The sequence below is a fragment of the Streptomyces sp. HUAS MS02 genome (assembly GCF_055702265.1).
The window spans coordinates 5554749-5579334 of sequence record NZ_CM146747.1; the positions used below are offsets into that span (position 1 = coordinate 5554749).

Annotated in this window: 16 protein-coding genes; 9 read left to right on the forward strand and 7 right to left on the reverse strand. The window is 71.2% G+C overall.

The genetic code is table 11. The features are described from left to right. The first annotated feature begins 163 nt into the window (after nt 1-163). Together ACZ9QC_RS24035 and ACZ9QC_RS24040 are read left to right on the forward strand one after the other, a co-directional pair. Entirely contained in the window at nt 164-1045 is an 882-nt protein-coding gene (locus ACZ9QC_RS24035) for a serine hydrolase domain-containing protein (protein WP_472915007.1), read from the forward strand. A gap of 210 nt (nt 1046-1255) precedes the next feature. Continuing rightward, the gene (locus ACZ9QC_RS24040; protein ID WP_472915008.1) at nt 1256-2113 is read left to right on the forward strand and encodes an LLM class F420-dependent oxidoreductase; all 858 of its coding nucleotides are present in this window, start codon (nt 1256-1258) and stop codon (nt 2111-2113) included. Nucleotides 2114-2165: 52 nt separating this feature from the next. Here ACZ9QC_RS24040 and ACZ9QC_RS24045 read toward each other — a convergent pair whose 3' ends face one another. Then, on the reverse strand, nt 2166-4499 hold the full coding sequence (locus ACZ9QC_RS24045) for an immune inhibitor A domain-containing protein (RefSeq protein WP_472915009.1): 2334 nt from the start codon (nt 4497-4499) through the stop codon (nt 2166-2168). A gap of 481 nt (nt 4500-4980) precedes the next feature. Between ACZ9QC_RS24045 and ACZ9QC_RS24050 the strand changes: the two genes are divergently transcribed. After that, entirely contained in the window at nt 4981-7602 is a 2622-nt protein-coding gene (locus tag ACZ9QC_RS24050) for a bifunctional FO biosynthesis protein CofGH (RefSeq protein WP_472915010.1), read from the forward strand. Nucleotides 7603-7696: 94 nt separating this feature from the next. Beyond that, nucleotides 7697-11122 carry a tetratricopeptide repeat protein gene (locus ACZ9QC_RS24055; protein ID WP_472915011.1) on the forward strand — a complete coding sequence of 1142 codons (3426 nt, stop codon included), beginning with the start codon at nt 7697-7699 and terminating at the stop codon, nt 11120-11122. A gap of 36 nt (nt 11123-11158) precedes the next feature. On the opposite strand, the gene ACZ9QC_RS24060 is transcribed toward ACZ9QC_RS24055, so the two are convergent. Further along, a complete protein-coding gene (locus ACZ9QC_RS24060; protein ID WP_472915012.1) occupies nt 11159-11680 on the reverse strand; it encodes a DUF2165 domain-containing protein in 522 nt (173 codons plus the stop codon). A 460-nt stretch (nt 11681-12140) separates the two neighbouring features. Between ACZ9QC_RS24060 and ACZ9QC_RS24065 the strand changes: the two genes are divergently transcribed. The 3 genes from ACZ9QC_RS24065 to cpt all read left to right on the forward strand — a co-directional run bounded on the left by ACZ9QC_RS24065 (nt 12141) and on the right by cpt (nt 14627). Next, nucleotides 12141-13256, forward strand: coding sequence for an ADP-ribosylglycohydrolase family protein (locus tag ACZ9QC_RS24065; RefSeq protein WP_472915013.1), 1116 nt, complete (start codon nt 12141-12143; stop codon nt 13254-13256). A 254-nt stretch (nt 13257-13510) separates the two neighbouring features. Then, nucleotides 13511-13990: a GNAT family N-acetyltransferase gene (locus ACZ9QC_RS24070; RefSeq protein WP_472915014.1), complete on the forward strand. Its 480-nt coding sequence runs from the start codon at nt 13511-13513 to the stop codon at nt 13988-13990. A 37-nt stretch (nt 13991-14027) separates the two neighbouring features. Next, complete coding sequence (cpt, locus tag ACZ9QC_RS24075) at nt 14028-14627, forward strand: chloramphenicol phosphotransferase CPT (protein WP_472915015.1); 600 nt, start codon at nt 14028-14030, stop codon at nt 14625-14627. A gap of 52 nt (nt 14628-14679) precedes the next feature. Here the strand turns inward: cpt and ACZ9QC_RS24080 are convergent, their stop codons facing one another. Both ACZ9QC_RS24080 and ACZ9QC_RS24085 read right to left on the reverse strand, forming a co-directional pair. Continuing rightward, the gene (locus ACZ9QC_RS24080; protein WP_472915016.1) at nt 14680-16263 is read right to left on the reverse strand and encodes a sodium:solute symporter family protein; all 1584 of its coding nucleotides are present in this window, start codon (nt 16261-16263) and stop codon (nt 14680-14682) included. A gap of 617 nt (nt 16264-16880) precedes the next feature. Then, nucleotides 16881-17669 (reverse strand): SDR family oxidoreductase, encoded by a 789-nt coding sequence (locus ACZ9QC_RS24085; RefSeq protein ID WP_472915017.1) that lies wholly within the window; start codon nt 17667-17669, stop codon nt 16881-16883. A gap of 80 nt (nt 17670-17749) precedes the next feature. Between ACZ9QC_RS24085 and ACZ9QC_RS24090 the strand changes: the two genes are divergently transcribed. After that, a complete protein-coding gene (locus ACZ9QC_RS24090; RefSeq protein WP_472915018.1) occupies nt 17750-18589 on the forward strand; it encodes a hypothetical protein in 840 nt (279 codons plus the stop codon). 165 nt (nt 18590-18754) lie between these two features. On the opposite strand, the gene ACZ9QC_RS24095 is transcribed toward ACZ9QC_RS24090, so the two are convergent. The 3 genes from ACZ9QC_RS24095 to ACZ9QC_RS24105 all read right to left on the reverse strand — a co-directional run bounded on the left by ACZ9QC_RS24095 (nt 18755) and on the right by ACZ9QC_RS24105 (nt 21374). Then, on the reverse strand, nt 18755-18946 hold the full coding sequence (locus tag ACZ9QC_RS24095) for a DUF397 domain-containing protein (RefSeq protein WP_045556149.1): 192 nt from the start codon (nt 18944-18946) through the stop codon (nt 18755-18757). Nucleotides 18947-19268: 322 nt separating this feature from the next. Continuing rightward, nucleotides 19269-20126 (reverse strand): helix-turn-helix domain-containing protein, encoded by an 858-nt coding sequence (locus tag ACZ9QC_RS24100; protein ID WP_184892816.1) that lies wholly within the window; start codon nt 20124-20126, stop codon nt 19269-19271. A 489-nt stretch (nt 20127-20615) separates the two neighbouring features. Then, nucleotides 20616-21374 (reverse strand): GOLPH3/VPS74 family protein, encoded by a 759-nt coding sequence (locus ACZ9QC_RS24105; protein ID WP_086803729.1) that lies wholly within the window; start codon nt 21372-21374, stop codon nt 20616-20618. 288 nt (nt 21375-21662) lie between these two features. Here ACZ9QC_RS24105 and ACZ9QC_RS24110 point away from each other — a divergent pair, with 288 nt between their 5' ends. Beyond that, on the forward strand, nt 21663-24506 hold the full coding sequence (locus ACZ9QC_RS24110; protein ID WP_472915019.1) for a D-alanyl-D-alanine carboxypeptidase: 2844 nt from the start codon (nt 21663-21665) through the stop codon (nt 24504-24506). The last annotated feature ends 80 nt before the right edge of the window (nt 24507-24586 follow it).

Genomic DNA, 24586 nt, shown 5'->3' on the forward strand with positions numbered 1-24586 from the left:
GAGTGACATGGCGTGGGTGGTGCGTGGAGTGGTGCGGGGGTGGTGCGTGGTGTCCGCCACCTTCGTATGTGGTGGTGAACTGCGGGGCAAGGGAAAGGAATCGCCAGTTTTCGATACGCGACAGCGCGGGCGAGCGACAGGGTGAGAGAACGGGGGAGCGCGCGTGTGGACACCGATCTGTGTGCTGGGCGGAGCCGGTGTCACCGACCGGGTCGCGCACGGCCATGACGCGGACCGGTTCGTGGAGATCGGCTCCCTCACCAAGGTGCTCACGGGCACCGTCCTGGCCCGGCTGGCGGTGGAGGGGGACCTGGGCTTCGACACCCCGCTGGAGGAGTGCCTCGACGAGGTGCCGAGGGGGACCGGCATCACCCTGCGGCACCTCGCCGAACACACCTCGGGCCTGCCCCGGATGCCCGCCGGACTCACCGGCCTGCCCACGGGCCCGCCCGACGACCCGTACGCCGGTTTCACGGAGGCGGTGCTGCGGGAGTCGCTGCGCGACCTGGACCGGGCGACGGCGGGACGGCCGGGCCGGGAGGAGTACTCCAACCTCGGCTATGCCGTGCTCGGGCTCGCGCTCACCACCGTCACCGGCCGCTCGTACCAGCAACTGGTGGACACGCACGTCCTGTCGCCGCTCGGGCTGGGCGCGGGGGCGATGGCGGCGAGCCCGCCGGAAGGGCGACGGCTCGTGCCGCGCGATCTGTTCGGCCGGCCTCGCCCCCTGTGGACCCTGACCGGGGCGATTCTGCCGGCCGGCGGCCTGTGGTCCGGTTGCCGGACGCTGGCGGACCTCCTGGTGGCCCTGCTCGTGGAACGCCGGTTCGGCGACCCGGCCCCGTCCTGGCGACGGGCCCGCTCGCTGCGCTGGCACGACGGCTCCACCCGCGGCTCGTCCGTCGTGGCCGCCGCGTACGACGACGGCCGATGGATCCTCGTCCACCGCCTCGGCCCCATGCCCGGCACGAGCACCGCCGCACAACGCGCCCTACGCGCGGCCGCACCCCCGCCGACGCCCCGCAGCACCAGCAGGCAAGGGTGAGCACTCCTGAGTTCCGACCGATCCCCTCCCCCTCCCCCCCAGAGCCGACCCACCGCCTCCGCTGGGCCCCGTTCAGCTGCTCCCTGCGCAGCCCACCGCCCGCAGTGCCGGTGAGCACCGGTGAGCACTGATGCGTGCCGACCGGCCGGCTCCCCTGAGTGCCGACCGGTCGGTATGGACATCCCTGTCCATAGCCGCTAGAGATGACACATGCGCATCTCCGTGACGATCTTTCTCACCGACGAGACGATCACTCCGACCCGGCTCGCCCGTGAGCTGGAGCAACGCGGTTTCGCGGGGCTCTACCTCCCCGAGCACACGCACATCCCCGTCGAGCGGACGACCCCGTACCCGGCCGGCGGCGACCTGCCGCGCGAGTACGGCCGCACCCTCGACCCCTTCGTCGCGCTCGGCCAGGCCGCCGCCGTCACCGAGCGGCTCGGGCTCGGCACCGGGATCACCCTGGTCGCCCAGCACGACCCGATCGACCTCGCGAAGCAGATCGCGACCGTCGACCACCTCTCCGGCGGCCGTCTCACCCTCGGCCTCGGCTACGGCTGGAACGTCGAGGAGGCCGCCGACCACGGGGTCGAGTGGCGCACCCGCCGGGAGCTGGTGCGGGACCGGATGGCGCTGATGCGGGCGCTGTGGGCGGAGGAGCCGACGGCGTACGAGGGGGAGTTCGGGAGCGTACGGGCGAGCTACGCGTACCCGAAGCCGGTGCAGAAGGCGCGCGGGCCGGTGGTGGGGCCGCGCACGCTGATCGGCGGGGCGGCGGGGCCGAAGCTGTTCACGCACATCGCCGAGTACGCGGACGGCTGGCTGCCCATCGGGGGGCGGGGGCTCGGGGAGGCGCTGCCGGTGCTGCGGCAGGTGTGGGCCGACGCGGGGCGTGATCCCGCCGGGTTGCAGGTCGTGCCGTACGCGGTGCAGCCGAGCGCGGGGAAGCTGGCGTACTACGCGGAGCTGGGGATCGAGGAGGCCGTGGTGCAGCTGCCGCCGGCGGGGGAGGCGGAGGTCCTGGGGCTGCTGGACGAGTACGCGGGGTTCCTGGGCGGCGGCGCCTGAGAGCCGAAGCGGCCGCGTCCTCGCGGGAGGACGCGGCCGAGGCGACTACCGACTACTTCGCCGGACCCACCCGGATCGTGACCGTGGAGCCGTCCTTGGCCTCCTTGACGATCTGGATCCTGGTGTTGGTGTTGGTGATCTTGACTCCGCCCGTGGGGTTCTCTTCGTCGTAGTAGGTGTGCGTACGGTCGTTGAACACCGAAACACCCTTCTTCGACGTGACCTTCAGCGTGACCTCCTGGCCCCAGTGGAGCGTGAACGCGTCCGTGCGGCCCAGGGTGAACGTCGAGTCGTGCGTCTGGTGGTCGTTGCCGGCCAGCACGCCGTCGGACCACTTCAGGGGCTTCGGATGGGCGTCCACCGGCAGCAGCAGGCCGACACCGGGGTGCTGGCTGGTGTTGTTGTCCTGCTGCGAAGTGTCCCACTTCCAGATCAGCAGGCCGTTCTGGTAGGGGTAGCGCTCCACCCAGCTCGGACCCGTGGAGTTGATCGCGAGCTTGAGGGCCTTGTCGTACGACACGTACTGACGGTTCTCAGCGACGTAGTACTGCTCGTGCTCGGTGGTGTAGGAGCCGCCGAAGCGGGAGAAGCCGGCTGCCGTCCAGGCGGGGTCAGCGGTCTCGGCCTTGTCCGAGAAGAGGGGCGAGCCGTCGGCCGTGAAGGTGATCAGGTCGGCCACGAAACCCTTCTGGGCCACGTACTGGTCGGTCTGGTAACGGAAGCGCAGATCGATCTTCCGACCCGCGTAGCCGTCCAGGGAGTACGACAGCTTCCTGAAGCCGTCCGTCGTGCCGTCCAGGGCCGGCCTGCCGCCACCGTCACGGCCGATCGGCAGGTCGTCGGCGGTGCCGTCGATCGCGGTCCAGGTGGCGCCGCCGTCCGTGGAGACCTCGGTGTAGAGGTAGTCGAATCCCTTCTCGATGTCCCACCAGCCGTCGAGCGTGAGCGCCGCGGAGGTCTTTCCGGTGAGGTCCACGGAACGGGTCAGCGTGTTCGACAGGCTGTTGGCGCTGCCGCTCCACCACTGCAGCGAACCCTCCGAGGGCTGCACGACCTCGACCTTCACCTGCTTCTTGGGCAGCTCGACCACGAGGGCCTGCTTGTCCTTCGTGTTGTACTCGGCGATGCCCAGCTTGTGCGTGGACTTCGTTGCGGCCTTGGCCGTGTCGTAGTTCAGCCAGCCGAGCTGCAGCTTGTCCCAGGCGGTCATGTCCCCGGGCAGGTCACCGATCTCGGTCGTGCTCTGCCCGAGCCAGGAGCCGCCCGACATGAGGGTCCAGGAGCCGGTGGAGTTGCTGCCCTTGTTGGTGGTGTCGTAGTGGTCCGGCAGACCGAGGTCGTGGCCGTACTCGTGAGCGAAGACACCGAGGCCGCCGTTCTCCGGCATGACCGTGTAGTCGCCGACCCAGATGCCGGTGTCGCCGATCGGGGCGCCACCGCGCTTGTTGCCCTCGGGACCGGTCTTGTCCCAGTCGTCGCCGAACGCGTACCAGCGGTGGGACCAGATGGCGTCCTCGCCCTGCGTTCCCCCGCCGGCCTCCTCGCCCTCACCGGCGTGCACGATCTGGAAGTGGTCGATGTAGCCGTCGGGCTCGTTGAAGTCGCCGTCGCCGTCGAAGTCGCCGCGGTCCCAGGTGTCGAAGCCCGCCAGGTCCGTCTTGATCTCGGCGTCCGTGCGTCCGGCCGCCTTCTGCTGCTCGACCCAGGCGGTGACGCCGTCCGCGACGACCTGCCAGGCGCAGGTGTCGGGCTGGCACTTGTTCGAGCCGTAACGGGCCTCGTTGTAGGGGACCTTGACCCAGTCCGAGACCCCGCCCTCGATCGAGTAGCGGCCCGAGGACTGCTTCTCGTAGTACTTCTTCATCGACTCGGTCTTCTTGCCCGTGCCGAAGAGCAGCTGCTCGTAGTGCTCGCGGTTGTAGTCGGCCCGCCACGCCGTGGTGTTGTCCTTCTCTCGGTCCGGCTCGGCTATCCGATTGTGCAGGGGGCCGGGCGTTCCGCCGTAGGTGTCGTCCATGCGGTCGCCGAACTCGACCAGGATCGTGAAGATCCGGTCGGTCTTCTCGCGCCCCAGCTCGACGTACTTGGGGTCGCCGTTCTTGCTCTTCAGCCGCACGACCTGGGAGCCGTCGCGGTCCTTGACCGTGGCGTCGCCGGATATGACCTGATTCAGCGCCTCCTCGCGCTGGGCGGCCTGTGTCCTGCTGAGCGGGCTTCCGAGGTCGTGCTCGTGCTGGTGCGCGGTGTGGGTACGGGTGCGGTGGGTGGGGCCGTGGGCTTCGGCGGCCTGCGTGCCGGTGACGGTGGAAAGCGTGAACGTCGCCGCGGCGGTGGCGAGGGCCACACCGGTCGCTGCGGCCCTGAACGTCCAGCGGTTGCTGGTCACTTGGTGGGGGGTCCTTCCTGTACGCGGTCGGCCGTGCGGGCGGGCGGACGGTCCTGTCCCGTGACGCCCGGGGCCTGTGACACGCGTGATGGTTCAAGTGAACGTATTTGACCGGAGGTTGCGAGAAAAGGAAAGTTCGCAATCGTCCGTGGCACGAGTAACTCCGTTGTCGGACAGCCGAATTCGGCCGCGCGCACAAACTGTTCACTGGTCCCGCAAATGAGCCGCAAAACTACCCGCTGGTATTACAGGGAGGTAAGGGGCGGCGGTAATGGGTGGCGGTAATTCACGGCGGGTATGCGGCGCCGATGCCGGATGTCGGCGGCGGCCGAATGTCGCGGGTGGCGGGCTGTCTGGCGGTCGCCCGCCACCGAGTCACCGCGCCGCCGATCACGCTGCCGATTACACCGTGTAACGAATCCCGGTCCATCCGGCCCGCCGTGCCTGTCTGGGCCGATCCGGTCGCTCGTATGCTCGACGGATGACGACTTCCGCGACCTCTGGAAACGGACCCACCGACTCCACCAGCTCCACCGGCTCCACCGCTCCCACCGGGAACTCGATGCGGCGCGCGCTCAAACGCGCCCGCGACGGCGTGGCGCTCGACGTGAGCGAGGCGGCGGTGCTGCTCCAGGCGCGCGGCGCCGACCTGGAGGACCTCGCCGCGTCGGCGGCACGGGTGCGGGACGCGGGGCTGGCCGAGGCCGGGCGGCCCGGTGTCATCACGTACTCCAAGAGCGTCTTCATCCCGCTCACCCGGCTCTGCCGGGACAAGTGCCACTACTGCACCTTCGTCACCGTCCCGGGCAAGCTCCGCCGGGCCGGCCACGGCATGTTCATGTCGCCGGACGAGGTGCTGGACGTGGCCCGCAAGGGGGCCGCGCTCGGCTGCAAGGAAGCGCTGATCACGCTCGGCGACAAGCCGGAGGACCGCTGGCCGGAGGCGCGCGAGTGGCTCGACGCGCACGGCTACGACGACACGATCGCCTACGTCCGCGCCATCTCCATCCGCATCCTGGAGGAGACGGGCCTGCTCCCGCACCTCAACCCGGGTGTGATGAGCTGGACGGACTTCCAGCGGCTCAAGCCCGTCGCCCCCTCGATGGGCATGATGCTGGAGACGACCGCGACCCGGCTGTGGTCCGAGCCCGGCGGCCCGCACCACGGCTCCCCGGACAAGGAACCGGCCGTCCGGCTGCGCGTGCTGGAGGACGCGGGCCGCTCCTCCGTCCCCTTCACCTCCGGCGTGCTCATCGGCATCGGCGAGACGTACGAGGAGCGGGCGGAGTCCCTCTTCGCCCTCCGGAAGGTCTCCCGCGCCTACCACGGCATCCAGGAACTGATCATCCAGAACTTCCGCGCCAAGCCGGACACCGCGATGCGCGGCATGCCGGACGCGGAGCTGGACGAGCTGGTCGCCACGGTGGCCGTCGCCCGGCTCATCATGGGCCCCTCCGGCTGCATCCAGGCGCCGCCGAACCTGGTGGACAGCGAGTACGAGCGGCTGATCGGCGCCGGGATCGACGACTGGGGCGGGGTGTCGCCGCTCACCATCGACCATGTGAACCCCGAGCGCCCCTGGCCGCAGATCGAGGAACTCACCGAACGCTCCCGGGCGGCCGGCTTCGAACTGCGCGAACGCCTCTGCGTCTACCCGGAGTTCGTGACGCGCGGCGAACCGTGGCTCGACCCGCGCCTGCTGCCGCACGTCCGGGCGCTGGCCGACCCCGAGACCGGGCTCGCGCTGCCGGACGCCGTCGTCGAGGGCCACCCGTGGCAGGAGCCCGACGAGGTCTTCGTCGCCGCCGGACGCACGGATCTGCACACCGCCATCGACACCGAGGGCCGCACCGGCGACCGCCGTGAGGACTTCGACTCCGTCTACGGCGACTGGGGCGCCCTGCGCGAGGCGGCGGCGCCCGGGATGGTCCCCGAGCGCATCGACACGGACGTACGGACGGCGCTGGCGACGGCGGCCGACGACCCGACGAAACTGACGGACGCCGAGGCGCTCGCCCTGCTGCACGCGGACGGTCCGGCGCTCGACGCGCTCACCCGGATCGCGGACGACGTCCGCAGGTCGGCCGTCGGAGACGACGTCACGTACATCGTCACCCGCAACATCAACTTCACCAACGTCTGCTACACCGGCTGCCGCTTCTGCGCCTTCGCACAGCGCCGCACCGACGCCGACGCGTACACGCTCTCCCTGGACCAGGTCGCCGACCGCGCCCAGCAGGCCTGGGACCTCGGCGCGGTCGAGGTGTGCATGCAGGGCGGCATCCACCCCGACCTGCCGGGCACGGCCTACTTCGACATCGCGAAGGCCGTGAAGTCCCGCGTCCCCGGCATGCACGTCCACGCCTTCTCCCCGATGGAGGTGGTGAACGGCGCGACCCGCACCGGGATGTCGATCCGCGAGTGGCTGACGGCCGCGAAGGAGGCGGGCCTCGACTCCATCCCCGGCACGGCGGCGGAGATCCTGGACGACGAGGTCCGCTGGGTCCTGACCAAGGGCAAACTGCCGACGGCGACCTGGATCGAGGTGGTGACGACCGCCCACGAAGTGGGCATCCGCTCCTCCTCGACGATGATGTACGGCCACGTCGACCAGCCCCGGCACTGGCTGGGCCACCTCCGCACCCTGGCCCGCATCCAGCAACAGACGGGTGGCTTCACGGAGTTCGTGACCCTCCCCTTCATCCACACCAACGCGCCCGTGTACCTGGCGGGCATCTCCCGCCCCGGCCCGACGACCCGCGACAACCGCGCCGTCACCGCCATGGCACGCCTGCTGCTCCACCCCCACATCCCCAACATCCAGACCAGCTGGGTGAAGCTGGGCACGGAGGGCGCGGCGGAGATGCTCCGCTCGGGCGCCAACGACCTGGGCGGCACCCTGATGGAGGAGACCATCTCCCGCATGGCGGGCTCCTCCTACGGCTCGTACAAGTCGGTCAAGGACCTGATCGCGGTCGCGGACGCGGCGGGCCGCCCCGCCCGCCCCCGCACCACGCTGTACGGGGCCGTCCCGGAGGAACGCCGCAGGGCGGCCGAGGCCTCGGACGGCCATCTGCCGGAGTTGCTGCCGGTGCTGGACTGACGCGCCGTCGGTTCCCGCCCCCGGCCGACCGGAAGGTGAGGGCGACCGCCCGCCCGGGTACCTTCGGGGAGACCGGGCACGGGGGGTGGGACCGATGAGGCCGACGCGGCCGACGATGCAGGAGCTGATCGCGCGCCGGAAGCGTGCCGGGTTCGTGGGGCGCCGCAGGGAACTCGACCTGTTCCGAGGGAACTTCGACACCGCGCCCGAGGACGAACGGCACACGTTCGTCTTCCACGTCCACGGCCCGGCCGGGGTCGGCAAGTCCTCACTCGTCCGCGAGCTGGAGGCCGTGGCGACCCGGCACAAGGCGCTCACCGCCCGCACCGACGAGACGGTCAACAGCGTGCCGGAGGCGATGGCGGCCATCAGCGCGCAGTTCGCCCGGCAGGGCGCCGAGCTGAAGGCGCTGGACAGGCTCCTCGGCACCTACCGCCAGCGCCGGCACGAGGCGGAGACGGCGTCGGCCGCGCTGGACGCGGGGCCCGACGCCGGCGCACCCGCCGCGCCCTCCGCGGGCAGCCTGGCGGCCACTCAGGCCGGGCTCATCGGGCTGGGCATGGTCCCGGTCGTGGGGGCCTTCGCCGGTGCCGTCGACCCGGCCCAGGTCGCCCACCGGACGGACCGGCTGCGGGCCGCGCTGAGCGCACGGTTCCGCAACCACGACGACGTACAGCTCGTGCTGGAGCCCCTGAAGGCCCTCACCCCGGTCTTCGTCGCGGAACTGGACCGGGTGGCCGCCGACGTCCCCTGGATCGCCCTCTTCTTCGACACCTACGAACGGACCTCGCCCTTCCTCGACGCCTGGCTCCTGGACCTCGTCACGACGGACCGCTACGGCGCCCTCCCCGCGAACGTGATCCTCACCCTCGCGGGCCAGCACGGCCCCGCCCCGGCCCGCTGGGGCGACTACGCGGGCTTCGTCACCGAGCTGGCCCTGCGCCCCTTCACGGAGTCCGAGTCCCGCCAACTGCTCGCGGCGCGGCAGGTCGTGGACGAGAACGTCGTACGGGAGGTGCTGCGGCTGTCCGGCGGGCTCCCGGTGCTCGTGTCGACGTTGGCCCAGAACCCGGGCGGCGGTGCGGGCACGGTCGGCGACCCCTCCGCCACGGCCGTGGAGCGTTTCCTGAAGTGGGAGCGGGACCCGGCACGGCGGGCGACGGCGCTCGCGTGCGCGCTGCCGCGCTGGCTGGACGAGGACCTGCTCGGGGCGGTGGCGGACGGGGAGGAGACCCAGGAACTCTACGAGTGGCTGTGCGGGCTGCCGTTCGTGAGTGAGCGCGCCGGCCGGGCGGAGTTCCACGGCGTCGTGCGGACCGCCATGCTCCGGCTCCAGCGCGCCCGGACGCCGAAGCGCTGGACCGAGCGGCACGCGCGACTGGCCGAGGCGTTCGGCGAGCGCCGGGCCACGGCCGGGGAGGGGCTGGACCCGGCCGGCCTGTGGCTCGACGAGTCCTGGCGCGAACTGAGGATCGAAGAGCTGTACCACCTGCTGTGCGCCCGCCCGCAGACCGCCCTGGCGCAGGCGCTGCGGGACGTCGTCGACGCGTGCGACGCCGACGAGGGGGCGGCGCGGGGCTGCGCCCAAGCCCTGGCGGACGCCGGGGAACAGACGGAGACGGAAGCGGTGGGCGCGTGGGGACGCGACCTCCTCGTGGCCCTCGCCGAGGAGCCGGACGGGGTGCTGCCCGCCCTGGCGCTGCTGCTGACCCGGGCCGACCTCGACCCGCCGGTACGGGCCAGGGCGCACGGCGTACGGGGGCGCGAACTGCGCTGGGCGGGGGAGTACGAGCGTGCCCTCGCCGAGTACGACCGGGCCGTCGCGCTGGACCCGGAGTCGGCGGACGCGTACCAGGGGCGGGGCATCACGCACCGCAGACGCGGCGAGTACGCGGCCGCCCTGGCCGATGTCGACCGTGCCGACGCGCTGCGTCCCGGAACCGCCCATACCCTCGGCGTACGCGGGGACATCCTGCACGCCATGGCCCGCTACGAGGAGGCGGTGGCCACCTTCGACCGCGTGCTCGAACTGGATCCCGCGCACGGACCGGCCCTGGCGAGCCGGGGGCAGAGCAGACACCGCCTCGGCGACGACGAAGGGGCACTCGCCGACTTCGACCGGGCGCTGGAGAACGATCCGGAGTATCTGTGGGCCCTGGTCCACCGGGCGGAGCTGCATCTGGACCGGGACCGCCACGACGAGGCCTTCGCCGACCTCGACCGGGCCGTGCGGATCGCTCCGGACAGCGCGTGGATCGCCTCCGAGCGGGGTGACGCCTACCGGCTGGCGGGCAGGAACGAGGAGGCCGTCGAGGAACTCGGGCGGGCCTGCCGGCTCGATCCCGCCCATGCCTCCGCCCACGGGAGCCTCGGCTACGCGCTGGCACGCCTGGGCCGTCACGAGGAGGCCCGCACGGCCTTCGACCGCGCGATCGAACTGAACCCGAGGTACGCCTGGGCCATGGTCCACCGGGCCGCCCTCCTGGGCGAACTGGGCGACCAGGAGGGGAAGTTCGCGGATCTGGACTGCGCGGTGGCCGCCGACGGGTCGGGCACCTGGGCGCTGGGCCAACGGGCTCTGGCCCACCAGTACGCCGGCCGCTATCAGGAAGCGCTGGAGGACTACGACCTCGCACGGGAACGCGAACCCGACCGCTGGGCCGCGGAGAAGGCAGCGGTGCTGCGCGCCCTGAGCGCTGACGACGACGCGGTCGCCGAACTCGACCGGGTGCTGGACCGCGATCCGGACGACGCGGCCACGCTGGCGAACAGGGGCGTGGTGCGCCTGCGGCGCGGACAGTACGCGGCGGCGCTACGGGACCTGGACCGGGCGATCGCGCTCCGCCCGGACACGTCGGGTCCGTACGCCGCCCGGGCGAGGACGTACATCGCCTGCGGGCGCCTTCCGCAGGCGCTCGCCGACCTCGGGCAGTGCGTGGAACGGGGGGAGGAGCCCGACTGGGCGACCCGCAGGAGCGCCGAGGTGCTGCTGTGGTGCGGACGCCACGACGAGGCCCGGCACCTGCTGGACGGCCTCGGGGACACCGCGGGGCAGTCGGACGACGCGGAGACGGTGACGACGCGCTGGTACGTCGCCGGCGTGAGCGACCGGTGGGAACGCGCGCGGCACGTCGGTGATCCGGAGGCGGCCTTGAGACACACCCTCCGGCTCATCAGGGCGCAGTCGTCCCTCCTGCTGGGCCGGTCGCGGGAGCTGAGCGTGGCCGAGGAACTGTCCCGTCTCCTTCAGCCGATCACCACGCGGGTGGAGGAGAGCACCGACGCCACCGCCTCGTTCGAGGAGGTGCTGGTCGCCTGCGCCCTGGGCGACGGGCCGCGAGCCGAGTCGATGCTCTCCGAGGGGCTGGCACGCGACCACGACTGGGAGGACCTGGCCGACCTCACCCTCCGGCTGACCCTCCTGTCCCGCGCCCCCGACACCGACCCGGCACCCTTCGGCCCGCTGATCGCCAGGGCCACCGAGGCCCGGGACGCCTTCCGGGACCGCGTCCGGGGGTGACCGCCCCCGGACGCCGTGGCACGGCCCGGCTGTCGGTCAGCCGGCCGCGCGGTCGTTCGCCGGCAGGTACGTCACCAGCAGGACCACTCCGCTCAGCAGGAACACGCGCAGGGCCGCGTCGAGGCCGTTCCAGTCGCTGGACTGCCACATGACGAAATATTCGCCGCCGATGGCGATGAAGCCGGCGCCGAAGAGCAGAAGGACCATGAGGAGACCGGCGGTGCTGTAGCGGCGGGCCGTGCTGAAGGTGCGGTGGCCGAGGGCGCGGGCCCAGAAGTAGGTGGCGGCGATGAGCAGCAGCGCCGCCACGGTCTCCCAGGCGATGATCAGGACGTACGCCGCGTCCTGGACGCCCTTCGACTCGATGGCCCGCCACATCAGATCCTCGTCCTTGAACGTGGTGTCCATGGCGAAGACATGACGGACGAACTGCTGGTTGGTGCCGAAGTCGGTGATGTTGCTGAACGCGACGAGCGCCATGTAGAGGGCGACCGTGCCGACGAGCAGGGTGGAGGCGAGGGGGAGAAGTGAGCCGCGGGGGGTCTGGGTTTCAGCCATGGTCCAACTATGTGCGTGATCATGGGCCAACCCCAGCCGTTTTTCGGTGCGTTGGATCTACGCCGGAGCCGCTGATGGCCGAAAGACGGACCCCCCCGTGGCCGGGGGCCCCCGACTCGGCCCTCGGGCCTGCCTCGCGACTCCGCCCCGACTCGCGGCCGCACTGTTCCTGAGGCTGCCGACAAGGCCGCCACGGATGCCGCCACGCATGCCGCTGCGCGCGGGCACGGATTCTCCAGTTCTCCGGGAATTGGACCCGGTTACGGCGGCTGCTCGCATCCGCCCGTTTGGTGACTGAAGTCGATCAATGGCTGTGGCGTAAGAAACGTTTAACGCTCATCTAGAGCCCTGAACGGACCGTTCCCATTCCATTACAGTGCTGGACTGTCGAGCCGTACGGGCGTACGGATGTACTGACGTACTGACGTACGGGTCGGGCAGGGGCCGTGAGGAGGCCGGGGTGGGTGCGACAGCCGGTGCCGTCTGGGGGCGGGTCGAGCAGCAGGATTTCCGCAGCCGGGTGCGCGGGACGCTGCTGGGCGCGGCCGTCGGCGACGCGCTGGGCGCGCCGGTCGACCAGCTCACCCTGGCGCAGATCGGTGAGGCGTACGGCCCGGAGGGGCTGACCGATCTGGCCTCCGCGTACGGCAGGCGCGGCGCGATCACCGACCTCACGCAGCTCACCCTGTTCACCGTCGACGGCCTGATCCGTGCCCAGGTGCGCCGGGACACCGGCGTCTGGCACCCGCCGACCGATCTGCACCGGGCGTACTTGCGCTGGGCGGCGACCCAGCGGGACTGGGGCCCCGACGAACGCCGCAAGGACGACGGCTGGCTCGCCCGCGAGGAGTGGCTCTACGCGCGCCGCGACCCGTCCCTGATCTGCCTGCTCGGCTTCGGCGACGGCACCATGGGCACCCTCGACGCCCCGAAGAACCCCGGCGCGTCCGGTGGTGAGGCCGCCGGCCGCTCCGCCCCCTTCGGGCTCCTCGTCGGCTGGGAACCCCAGCTCGTGTTCCAGCTGGCCGTCGAGTGCGCGGCCCAGACCCACGGCCACCCGGTCGCGTATCTCACCGCCGGCTCGTACGCCGTCATCGTGCACGCCCTCGCGCGCGGGGAGAGCCTGGACGCCGCCGTCCAGAAGACCCTGGTGCTGCTGGCCGCCCGCCCCGGCCACCAGCCGGTCACCGAGGCCCTCCAGCAGGCCGTCGCCGCCGTCCGCCAGGGCACGCCGTCCCCCGCCGTGGTCGAGCAACTGTCCGGCGACTGCGCGGCCGCCGGGGTCCTGGCCGTCGCCGTGTACTGCACCCTGGTCGGCGAGGACATCCGCCAGGGCCTGTGCCTCGCCGTCAACCACGGGGGCCCCTCGGGCGCCGCGGGTGCCCTGACGGGCGGCCTCCTCGGCGCCCTCCACGGCGAGACGGCCCTGCCACCGGCCTGGGTCGCCGAACTGGAGGGCCGCCCCACGATCCTCGTCCTCGCCGACGACTTCGCCCTGGAAATGACCCAGGGCCCGGCCCTCCACGCCCCCACCGGAGCAGTCTCAGGCTGGCTGACCCGCTACCCCCGAGCCTGACCCACCCCACCCCAAAGGGACGTGGGGAACTGCGCGCTCAGCCACGACGCACCCGCACCCGGCAACCGACGGAAGCCAATCCCCCGGAGGCCGCCCGCCCAGACGACGCAACCTCGCGCTTCAAAGCCCCCGGCCCGAGCCCAAAGGGGCGCGGGGAACTGCGCACCCAGCCACGACGCACCCGCACCCGGCACACCACAGAAGCCCCCAACGGCCCCGAGGCGGAAGCCCACCGGAGCGGTACCGTGACGATCGTGGCCGACTGGAACATACGCCCCGCAACAACGACGGACCTCACCCTCGTCGCCGAGCTGCGCGCCACCGTCATGCGGCCCGACCTCGAACGCCTCGGCCGCTACGACCCCCACCGCGTCCGCCAACGCTTCCGCGACGCCTTCGACCCGGCCCACACCTGGATCATCGAGGTCGCCGACACCTTCGCCGGCTGCGTGGCCCTCCGCCCGGCCGCCGACGCGCACTGGCTGGAGCACTTCTACCTCGCCCCCCACCTCCAGGGCACAGGCATCGGCACAGCCGTCCTGCGCACCCTCCTCACCCGCTGCGACCACGACGGCGTACCCGTCCGCCTCAATGTCCTCCAGGGCAGCCCCGCCAGACGCCTCTACGAACGCCACGGCTTCCTCCTGGAGACCGAGGACCCGGTGGACGTCTTCATGATCCGCCCGCCGACGAACCCGCTGAGGAACCCACCGACGAACCGGCCGCCGAAATAGGTTTCGCGCCGCGGCCGAGCCGCCCTACCGTGACCCGATGACCACCCAGATGATCATCCTCAACGGCGGCTCCAGCTCCGGCAAATCCGGTCTCGCCCGGTGCCTGCAAGCCGAACTGCCCGACCCGTGGCTCACGTTCGGGGTCGACTCCCTCATCGACGCCATGCCCGCGAGGATGCAGACGTCGGACGGCGGCATCGAGATCTCCCCCGACGGCGCGGTCGCCATCGGCACGGACTTCCGCGCCCTGGAACAGGCCTGGGCCCGGGGCATCGTGGCCATGGCCCGCGCGGGAGCCCACATCATCGTCGACGACGTCTTCCTCGGCGGAGCCGCCTCCCAGCAGCGCTGGCAGAAGGTCCTCGACGAGGGTGACAGCGCCCTGGACGTCCTCTGGGTCGGCGTCCGCTGCGACCCGGCCGTCGCCGCCGCCCGCGAGATCGCTCGCGGGGACCGGGTCCTCGGTATGGCCGCCGACCAGGCGGACCTCGTCCACCAGGGCGTCCACTACGACCTGGAGGTCGACACCACCCACACCGAGTCCCTGACCTGCGCCCGCACGATCGCGGTCCACCTCGCCCGCCACCGCACCCAGCCGAGCCAGTCGGCCCAGCCGAGCCAGTCGGCCCAGCCGTGAGGGCCGCTCCCGGCCTCCTGGGGAACGGCCCTCGACCGGATCGGGATCCCCCTCACACCCCGCTCGGGCTGGACGCGTCCTTCCCCCGCGCGGGCACCGGCGCCACGGCCCCGGCCCCGGCGCCGCCCTTGCCGTCACCGTCACCGTCCGAGTTGATCGTCTCGATGATCGCGAGCCGCTCGGGCGTGTCCTCCGGCTTGATGAAGCCGATGACGACGTACAGGACCAGCGAGACGGCCAGCGGAATGGACACCTGGTACTGCAGGGGCACACCGCCGTCGATGTTCCAGTGGATCGGGTAGTTCACCAGCCAGAAGGCGAACAGCCCGCACGCCCAGCTGGTGAGCGCCGCCGTCGGTCCGGAGCGACGGAACGGCCGCAGCAGCCCGAGCATCATCGGGATGGCCATCGGTCCCATCAGCCCCGCCACCCACTTGATGACGACGGTGATGATGTCCTTGAAGGCGGGCGAGTTGACCTGGGTCGCCGCGGCCATGGACAGACCGAGGAAGACGACCGTCGCGATCCGGGCGACCCGCAGCCCCTGCCCCTCGCTCCAGGTGCGGGCCCGGCGCCAGATCACCGGCGCGCAGTCCCGCGTGAAGACGGCGGCGATCGCGTTCGCGTCGGACGAGCACATGGCCATCGTGTGGGAGAAGAAACCGACGATGACCAGGCCCAACAGGCCGTGTGGAAGAAGCTGTTCGGTCATCAGGGCGTACGAGTCGGAGCCGTCGCCCTTCTCCGAGGTCACCAGCAGCGGTGACATCCACATCGGGAAGAACAGCACCAGCGGCCAGATCAGCCACAGGGCCGCCGACAGCCGGGCGGAGCGCTCGGCCTCGTACGGGGTGGCCGTGGCCATGTAACGCTGGGCCTGGTTGAGCATGCCGCCGTTGTACTCGAAGAGCTTGATGAACAGGAAGGCGAGCAGGAAGACCGTGCCGTAGGGGCCCACCAGCGGCTCGGCGTGGCCCTCCAGCTTCGGGTGGTCCCAGACGCCGAAGAAGCCGCCGTAGTCTCCCAGTTTCACCACCACGGCGATGAACATGGCGACACCGGCGAGGAGTTGGATGACGAACTGCCCCAGCTCGGTCAGCGCGTCGGCCCAGAGGCCGCCGATCGTGCAGTAGACGGCGGTGATCGTGCCGGTGATCAGGATCCCCTGGTTCAGGGACACACCCGTGAAGACCGAGAGCAGGGTCGCGATCGCGGCCCACTTGGCACCGACGTCGACGATCTTCAGCAGCATGCCGGACCAGGCCAACGCCTGCTGGGTGCCCAGGTTGTACCGGTTCTTCAGGTACTCCAGCGGGGAGGCGACGTGCAGCCGCGAGCGCAGCCGGTTGATGCGCGGCGCGAACAGCTTGGAGCCGATGGCGATACCGAGGGCGATCGGGAACGACCAGGTCACGAAGGAGGTGACGCCGTAGGTGTAGGCGATGCCGGCGTAGCCGGTGAACATCACCGCGCTGTAGCCCGACATGTGGTGTGAGATCCCGGAGAGCCACCAGGGCATCTTGCCGCCGGCGGTGAAGAAGTCGCTGACGTTGTCCACGCGCTTGTGCGACCAGACGCCGATCGCGACCATCACACCGAAGTAACCGATGAGCACGGCCCAGTCGAGACTATTCATGGGCCCCCTTCCAGGGTCCGCCGCCAGGTTCAGACTTGGGTCAGGCATGTGAACTCTGGGTTCGGTGGCATGCCCACGGCAAGGAAGTGGAAGGTCAAGAGGGAGTAAAGAAGTTCCGAGCGGTGACCTGAGTTTACGTATATGAACTCCGCGTGGCCGAAAAAGATCACCCGCCGAGCCCGCCGAGACCCCGCTGAAGCCGCACCGCCGAGGCCGGGGCGGACGCCCGGCCGACGCGACGCTCGGGAGGCGGCGAACGCGACGATCGACGTGCCCGCCGACACGCCGGCCACGCGTTCACTCACGGGCCGGCAAGAGATCCGTCCACGGTCCGGCCGAAGCTGCCGCCCGCGCGCCGACCAAGCAATCTGCCCACGCTCCGGCCGACACACCCGCCCCCGCGACGTCCGGCAAATCCCGCCGACGCGTCCCACCAAGGGCTCCGCCGACGCATCCCGCCAGGGTGCCCGCCGACGCGTCCCGCCAAGGCGCCCGCAGACGTACGCCGCCAAGGCGCCTGCGGGCGCGTCCGCCAAGGGGCCCGCCGACCTACGCCCCCAAGGTGCCCGCAGGCCCAACAGGGCGTACGCCCCCCAAGGCGCCCGAGGCGACACCCCTCAGCGCATCAGTTCGCCCGCGTTGACGAGTAGTGACTGGCCGGTGATCGCTCGGGCGCGGTCGGAGGCCAGGAAGGTCGCCGCGTCCGCCACGTCCCCGTCCGTGGCCAGTTCCGGCAGTGCCATCCGCTCGGTCAGGCGCCCCAGCACCTCCGCCTCGGACACGCCCTCACCGTGCGCCGTGAACCGTACGTACGCCTCCACGGGCGGCCCCCACATCCAGCCCGGCAGCACGGTGTTGACCCGGATCCGATGCGGCCCCAACTCCCGCGCCAGCGAGTACATCGCACTCGTCAGCGCGCCCTTGGACGCCGCGTACGCAGCCTGCCGCACCTGCGTGGGCGCGGCCACCGACGACTGCGTGCCGATGATGACGACCGAGCCGCCGCCCGCCGCCTTCAGGGCGGGCAGACAGGCCCGGGTCATTCGCAGGGTGCCCAGCAGGTTCACGTCGAGCACCGCCTGCCAGGTGGCGAAGTCGGCGTCCTCCAGGCCCCCGAAGTAGCTGTCCCAGGCCGCCACGTGCACCACCGCGTGCACGCCCCCGAACCGCTCCCGCGCCAGCTCGGCGAGCGCCGCGCACTGCGCCTCGTCGGTGATGTCGGTCGCCCGGTACGCCGTGTGCGCCCCGTCCGGGTCCACAACCGCCGCGGCCTTGGCGAGATTCGCCTCCGTGCGAGCCCCCAGCACGGCGTTCCCGCCGTCCCGTACGACCGCCGCGGCGACCCGCTGGCCCAGTCCGGGACCGACTCCCGAGACGACGACGGTCCTTCCCGCGAGCAGTGACATCGGAGACCTCCCGGCTCTGGCACATTATCTGACGGAGCGTCAGAGTATGGGCGACCGCAGGTGGACGGAAGGGAAAGCGCATGAGCGAGGACACCCGCAGCTCCACGTACGCCGAACTGGCCGCCGTAGGCCCCTACGGCGTGCGCCCCGGCCACGCCCTGATCACGATGGTCGAGCCGCACCCGGGCCACGAGTACGCGTACAACCGCTGGTACGAGGACGACCACTACTACGCGGGCGCGATGGCCATGCCCTGGATGTTCGCCGGACGCCGCTGGGTCGCCACCCGCGACCTCCAACTCCTGCGCGTCCCGGAGAAGTCGGCGATCGCCCAGCCGGTCACCGCCGGCTGCTACCTCTCCACGTACTGGATCACCGACGGCCGCTACGACGACCACATGCGCTGGACCGTCGCCATCAACAAACGGCTGAATCGCGACGCACGCGTCTACCAGGACCGTACGCACGTCTTCACCGCGTTCCAGGACCACGAGGTCACCGTCTACCGCGACGGGGCCGCCGGGCCGCGTGACGTCCACGCCCTGGACCACCCGTACGCCGGCCTCGTGCTCCAGGTGATCGACGCCGAAGGGCCCGAGGAGCGAGCGGAGTTGCTGGAGTGGCTGCGGTCCCGCCATCTCCCGAAGCGGCTCGCCGGATCGCCGGCCGCGATGGTCACGGTCTTCCGGCCCACCCCGCTGCCCCTCGACCGGATGTCGTACGTCAAGCAGGTCGAGGGCGTCGACACCCGCCTCACCCTTCTCTGGTTCCTGGAGGCCGACCCACGGGACTGCTGGGAGGAGTCCTTCGGCGGACTGGGGGAGGCGGTCGCCGAAGGCGGTCTGGGAAGGCTGGAGTTGCTGGCCCCGTTCATCCCCACGGTGCCGGGGACGGACAGGTACGTGGACCGGCTGCGCTAGAGGGCCGGGCGGCCCGGGACGCGGGGGACAGGCACTGCGTGCGGGTGCGGCGTGGGGGCAAGGCCGAGCCCCCTCGGCCAGGACGGCGGGCCGGTCGAGAGGGCTCTGTCGGTGGTGCTTGTGGAGTTGTCGTTCAGGCGCTCGAACGAGGGCCGGAACCGTATCTCAGGCCTTGACCGAGGAGACGAAGGTGTTCCACGCGTCGGCGGGGAACGCCAGGGTGGGGCCGTCGGTGACCTTGGAGTCCCGGACCGCCATGGCGGACAGGACGGGGGACTTGATCTCGACGCACGCGCCGTTCCCCTGGGAGTAGGAGGACTTGACCCACCTGTCCGTGGCGCCTTGCTGAATTGCCATTTCTGCTCCGGTGCTGGTTCGTCGCTGAGTTGCTGTCGCCGCGCCGCGAGTTCCCTGCGGAACCCGCGGTTCGGTTTGCGCCAAGACTGCTGAGCTCTTGGCGTGATCGACGCTACTCGTCAGCATCGGCAGACGAAGCGACTATTCACTCGTGCGGGTGGCATATTCCAATATGGTCTTCCATTGGGGCATGTGGAGGGTGTATCTTCCGGCGCTTCCTCGTTCAGGAGTTTCCCAGAGCGTCTGGAATCGCTCTGAGGTCGCTCTGAGATCGCTCTGAGGGTCGCTCTGGTGGTCGAGAGGCGCGCCGCTGTCCGGGGGGTCAGCGCGCGTATTCCTTCGCGACGTTCTCGATGAACTGCCGTGACTGCTCCACGTTCAGCGCCTGCGCCCGGAGGTGCTCGTACATCACGGTGTACTTCTGCACGTCGTGCGGCTTCTCCAGGTAGAGGTCGCTGGTCACCCCTTCGATGTACACCACGCTCGAATCGGCCGCGTCGACGAACTCCAGGATGGCGTACTGGCCGTTGATGCCCGGATGGGCCCCGACCTCGAACGGCAGCACCTGCACCGTGACATGGGGGACCTGGGACAACTCGATGAGGTGCTCCAGCTGTTCGCGCATCACCGACCGGGAGCCCACCACCCGGCGCAGGGCCGCCTCGTCCAGCACCGTCCACAGCCGCAGCGGGTTGGTGTCGGTGGTGACACGGTCCTGGCGCCGTATGCGCACCTCGACGCGCTTCTCGATCTCGGTCGCCGACGTCTCGGGCAGCGCGCCCCTGATGATGGCCTCGGCGTACGGGCGGCTCTGCAGCAGTCCGGGGACGACCTGGGGGTCGTACACCCGCAGCGACTCCGCGTCGGTCTCCAGGCCGATGTAGACGCTGTACGGTACGTCCCCGAAGGCGTGCCACCAGCCCTGCTGGCGGGAGTCCTTGGCCATCTGCATCAGGGAGTCGACGACTCTCTGGTCCTCGACCTCGTAGACCCCGCAGAGGTCGCGTACGTCGCGCTGGCTGATGGAGCGGCGGCCGTTCTCCAGGCGGCTGATCTTCGACTGGGAGACCAGCAGCCGCTCGGCGACCTCTTCGGCGGTCATGCCCTTGAGCTCGCGGAGCCGACGCAGCTCCTGGCCCAACCGGCGTCGCCTGACGGTGGGATTGACATTGGACGCCACGGGACGTGCACCTCCGGCTGCGGGCCTCTACTTTGCGTATCTGCTGCTGAGCAGATTGCCACCAAGGTGCTGAGTACCGCTGGAAAACAGCGGATATGCGCTGTGCGCGCGCCGTTTGCGCCGGTGTTTTCCCGCCGTGGAGGGATCTCCGCCGGACGTCTGTCGGATCTCCCGGTGGCGGCACGCGAGTCGGGCACGAGGGTGCGACGCGAGACTGGGCGCGGACATGCGGTCGCGCGGAGCGTGTGCGGCCGTATGTGCGGTCGCACACGCCCCGCGCGAACCGGCGGCTCCCGAACGGGTTCTGGGGTCCTGCGAGCGGTCCGGTGCCGGCGATGCAAGTGTTGCGGGTGGTGCAAGTGCTGCGGGTGGTGCGTAGTGCGTGGTGCGTGCGTGGGGCACGTGGTGCGGTGGGAGACCGGGACCCGCGGCTCTGGGGTCCTGCTCCCACACGCACCTCGGTGCCTCAGCGCGTGGTTCGGTTGGAGCTCAGTGCGCCACCACGCGGGCCATCGAGCCTCGGCGCGGCTGCATCGGAAGGCCCCGCGCGGGCTCCGGTGCGGGCGGCCTGGCGCCGGGGGCGGCCTGACGGCCGGTCGGTGCCGGGCTGCGACGTGGCTGTGCGGCCACGCCGTTCTGCACGTCCATGACGGCGTGGGCCACCAGGCCACCCATGGGGTCGTGCCGGATCAGGTCCCGCAACCGGGAGCGGGACGAGCGTCCCTCGTTCCCCGGATACAGGTGCTTGCCGAGGCCGACCGCGTGCGCCAGGGCGGCGAGCGCCGCGGTCCGCGGGTCCGGCGGTACGCCGGTGCGGATCGCGGAGTCCAGTCGGGCACGGATCTCCCGGCTGATCTCGGTCTGGCTCGCCTGATAGCGAGTCGTCGGCAGCACTCCGCACATCTGGCCCGCCACGGCATGCACCATGCCGCACCGCTCCAGATGCGAGAGGTAGGTCTGGCGGAGCCCGAGACGCGGCCCGCCTATCCAGTGGACCGCCCGCACGGGAGCGCCACGCCTTCGCAGCAACTCCAACGCGCAGTCCAGCGTCGGATCTCCAGTCGGCCGTGGGGACACCACGGCGATACGATCCCCGTCCGGGGCTATCCGTCCGGCCAGCGCCAGCTCCACTAGCTGCGCTCCGGCCAGACCAAGGTCGAGCGACTGCGGCTGTGCGGTGGTACCCGTGGCCGGGTCCAGCGCCAGCAGTAGAAGCTCTTCCGGAATACTTCTGCGGCTCCTGCCCATCCATGCCTCCCCGCGTGGATGAATGACAGGGTGACCCCTCTCACATTGGTCTGTCGAGGGTGCGTGACCGAAATGTAGTGGAACCGGAAGGTATGTCGTTCTCGTCTACCGGAGGGGTTAAGCCCGCACACAGGACACTGGTACATGGTTCGGACAGCGGCGCGGCGCGGTCGTGCGGCGGTGACTAGTGTCCGGGCGGCGGATTCTTTCGCGGACTCACGGGTTCACGGTTCACGGTTCGGTTGGGCGCGCGCTCCTATGACGGGCGGCGCGCGGGAGGAGGCATCGGTGGCGGGCACGTCCCCCGACAGGTCGAAGCGGTACGAGTCGTCGACGGAGTCGACGCCGGGGAACGAGCCAGCGGTTCCGGACCCCGGAGGCTCGGCCCCGGACCGGTCCTCCGGCTCCGCCGCCCCCTCCCCGGACCCACGCCTCGCGATGTCCCGGCCCTCCGCGCCGAAGCCGGACCAGGCGACAGCGGTCTTCTCCCGCCGAGCGCTCCTGGAGACGGCGGAGGCGCAGGGGGTGTCGGATGCCGGCGGGGCCGAGACCGCCGGGGCGGATCGGGACGAGCCGAAGCCCGTCCGACCCGACGCGACGGACACCGAGGACCGGGGCGAGGCCCGGACACCTGCCGAGGCCCCGGACGCCGATTCGGACGCCGACTCGCGCGCCGACTCCGGCGACGCGGACATCCCGGCGCAGAGCGGCCCCACGGAACCGGCCACGCCCGCCTCTGGCTCCGCCTCGGAGGACGCGGCGGACGAGGCGGACGAGGCGGACGAGGACGAGGGTGGTGAAGGCAACTCGCGCGAGCGAGGCGCCGCCGCGCCCACCCGTGCCGCCACAGCGGCAGGACTGCCCGTGGTGGGGGCGGGGGAGACCGCAGGGGCAGAATCCGGCGCGGGGGACCCCGAGGACACCACGAAGGCTGCCGACGCCTCTCGGGAGACCGACGCGGAGGAGGCTGCGAGCCCCGGTGCCGGTGCCGGCGCCGGTGCCGTGGCCGTCGGCGACGGACGACACGTCGGCGCCGACGACGACGTACGGGAGGCCACCGGCGACGCGGAGGAGGCGACCGCAGGCGACGCGGTGGAGACCGCTGACGGCGTTCGTGGACCGTCCGACGACGAGCCGGAAGCCGCCAACGCCAACGCCGCCGCCGACGACGCTGCTGATGGCGGACGTGAGCTTTCCGGTGACGATCCGGCGGTCGCGGACGATGCGGACGACGCGGACGACGTGCGCGGAGGCTCCGGTGACGAGCCGGAGGCCGCCGACGACGTACATGAGCTCTCCGGTGACGAGCCCGGAGCCGCCCCCGGCGAACGCCGACGTGCCGGTGACCGGCCGGAAGCCGCCGACGGTGCGGTAGCCCCACAGGGACCACCCGCGGGTGACGGCGAAAGTCGCACGGGCGGTGCGGGTGCGAAAACGGGCGGCGATGGCGGAGCCGAGGCGTGGCCGGCGGTGGATCAGCCGACCGCCATCTTCCGGGCCCCGAAGCCACCCGCCGTGGACCACCCCACCACGATGCTCAAGCTGGGCGACGCCGTCCCCAAGGACGCCGGGCCCGCCAAGACCGACGCCGCCCCCGAGGACGCCGGGCCCGGCAAGGCCGACGGTCGCGACGAGGGCGCCCGCGCCGACGCCGGCGGCGACGAGCCCGCGACGCCCCCCGCCGAGCGCACCAGCAAATTCGTCGCGCTGAAGTCGCTGGACGAGACCACGACGCCCAGGCCGACCACGGCACCCAGGCCGGCCACGGCGCCGCCCACCGCCCCCGCGGAGGCGACGCGGACCCTCCCCCAGGTGGGCCCGGAGCGCACGACGCAGCAGCCGCTGCCCCCGAAGCCACCGCTGGACCTGCTGGCGGAGCTGACCAACACGCCTCCGCCGCGCCAGACCCCGGTGCGGACGATCATCCGTAGGGTCAAGATCTGGACCCCGCTGGTGATCCTGCTGGTGATCGTCTTTGCGGTCGTACAGGCTTTTCGCCCGCTCCCCACCCCCACCCTCGCCCTCACCACGGACGCGTCGTACGCCTTCGAGGGCGACAAGGTGTCCCTGCCGTGGCCCGGCGAGGGCCAGGGCTGGATGGACGTCGAGGGCATCGGCACGATGGACAGCTTCGGCGAGCAGAAGCCCGTCGCCATCGGCTCCGTCGCCAAGGCGATGACCGCGTACGTCATCCTCAAGGAACACCCGATGAAGCCGGGTTCCAAGGGCAAGACCATCCCCGTCGACGCCAAGGCGGAGACCGAGGGCGGTTACGACAAGGACGGCGAGTCCACGCTCAACACCGTCAAGGAGGGCGACCAGCTCTCCCAGTACGACGCGATCGCGGCCATCATGATTCCGTCCGCGAACAACATCGCCCGGCTGCTCGCGCGTTGGGACAGCAAGGGCTCCGAGGCGGAGTTCGTCAAGAAGATGAACGCCGCCGCCAAGGACCTCGGCATGAAGAACACGACGTACACCGACCCGTCCGGTCTGAAGGAGACGACCGTCTCCACCGCCGAGGACCAGGTCAAGCTGGGCAACGAGCTGGTGAGGATGAAGGCCCTCACCGACATCACCAAGCTGCCCTACTGGTACGACCCGACGGGCCAGCGCTGGGACAACTACAACCGTCTCGTCCCCTACAACAACGCGATCGGCATCAAGACCGGCTCCACCACGGCCGCCGGCGGCAACCTGCTCTTCGCGGGCACGCAGGAGGTCGGCGGTGAGACGGCGATCGTCGTCGGCGCGATCCTCGGCCAGCACACCGCGCCGATCATCGACACCGTCAACGCGGTCAGCAAGACGGCCATGATCGCCGCCCAGGACGCACTGACCTCCGACACGATCCTGAAGAAGGGTGATGTCGTCGGGTACGTGGACGACGGGCTCGGCGGTCGGACCCCGGTCGTCGCGACGAAGAACGTCTCGGCGGTCGGCTGGGCGGGCAAGACCGTCAAGCTGGAACTCGACGCGAGCGCGATCATCCCGCAGGCGGCGAAGTCGGGCACCGAGGTCGGCACCCTGATCGTCGGCGACGGCGCCGGAGAGGGCGTGGAGGTCCCCGTGGCCCTCCAGAAGCCCCTCACCGAGCCCGACTTCCTCACGAAGCTGACCCGCGTGAGCTGACGCTGACCACCCCGAAGCGAGCGCCTTGTCCGGGTGCGGGCCGGTCGGGGCTTCTCGCGCAGTTCCCCGCCCCCATCAGG

Coding starts and splice junctions, on each gene's coding strand:
- ACZ9QC_RS24095 (WP_045556149.1), bottom strand. CDS start 18,946: ATGGCAATTCAGCAAGGCGCCACGGACAGGTGGGTCAAGTCCTCCTAC.
- ACZ9QC_RS24085 (WP_472915017.1), bottom strand. CDS start 17,669: ATGTCACTGCTCGCGGGAAGGACCGTCGTCGTCTCGGGAGTCGGTCCC.
- ACZ9QC_RS24090 (WP_472915018.1), top strand. CDS start 17,750: ATGAGCGAGGACACCCGCAGCTCCACGTACGCCGAACTGGCCGCCGTA.
- ACZ9QC_RS24080 (WP_472915016.1), bottom strand. CDS start 16,263: ATGAATAGTCTCGACTGGGCCGTGCTCATCGGTTACTTCGGTGTGATG.
- ACZ9QC_RS24060 (WP_472915012.1), bottom strand. CDS start 11,680: ATGGCTGAAACCCAGACCCCCCGCGGCTCACTTCTCCCCCTCGCCTCC.
- cpt (WP_472915015.1), top strand. CDS start 14,028: ATGACCACCCAGATGATCATCCTCAACGGCGGCTCCAGCTCCGGCAAA.
- ACZ9QC_RS24040 (WP_472915008.1), top strand. CDS start 1,256: ATGCGCATCTCCGTGACGATCTTTCTCACCGACGAGACGATCACTCCG.
- ACZ9QC_RS24055 (WP_472915011.1), top strand. CDS start 7,697: ATGAGGCCGACGCGGCCGACGATGCAGGAGCTGATCGCGCGCCGGAAG.
- ACZ9QC_RS24050 (WP_472915010.1), top strand. CDS start 4,981: ATGACGACTTCCGCGACCTCTGGAAACGGACCCACCGACTCCACCAGC.
- ACZ9QC_RS24105 (WP_086803729.1), bottom strand. CDS start 21,374: ATGGGCAGGAGCCGCAGAAGTATTCCGGAAGAGCTTCTACTGCTGGCG.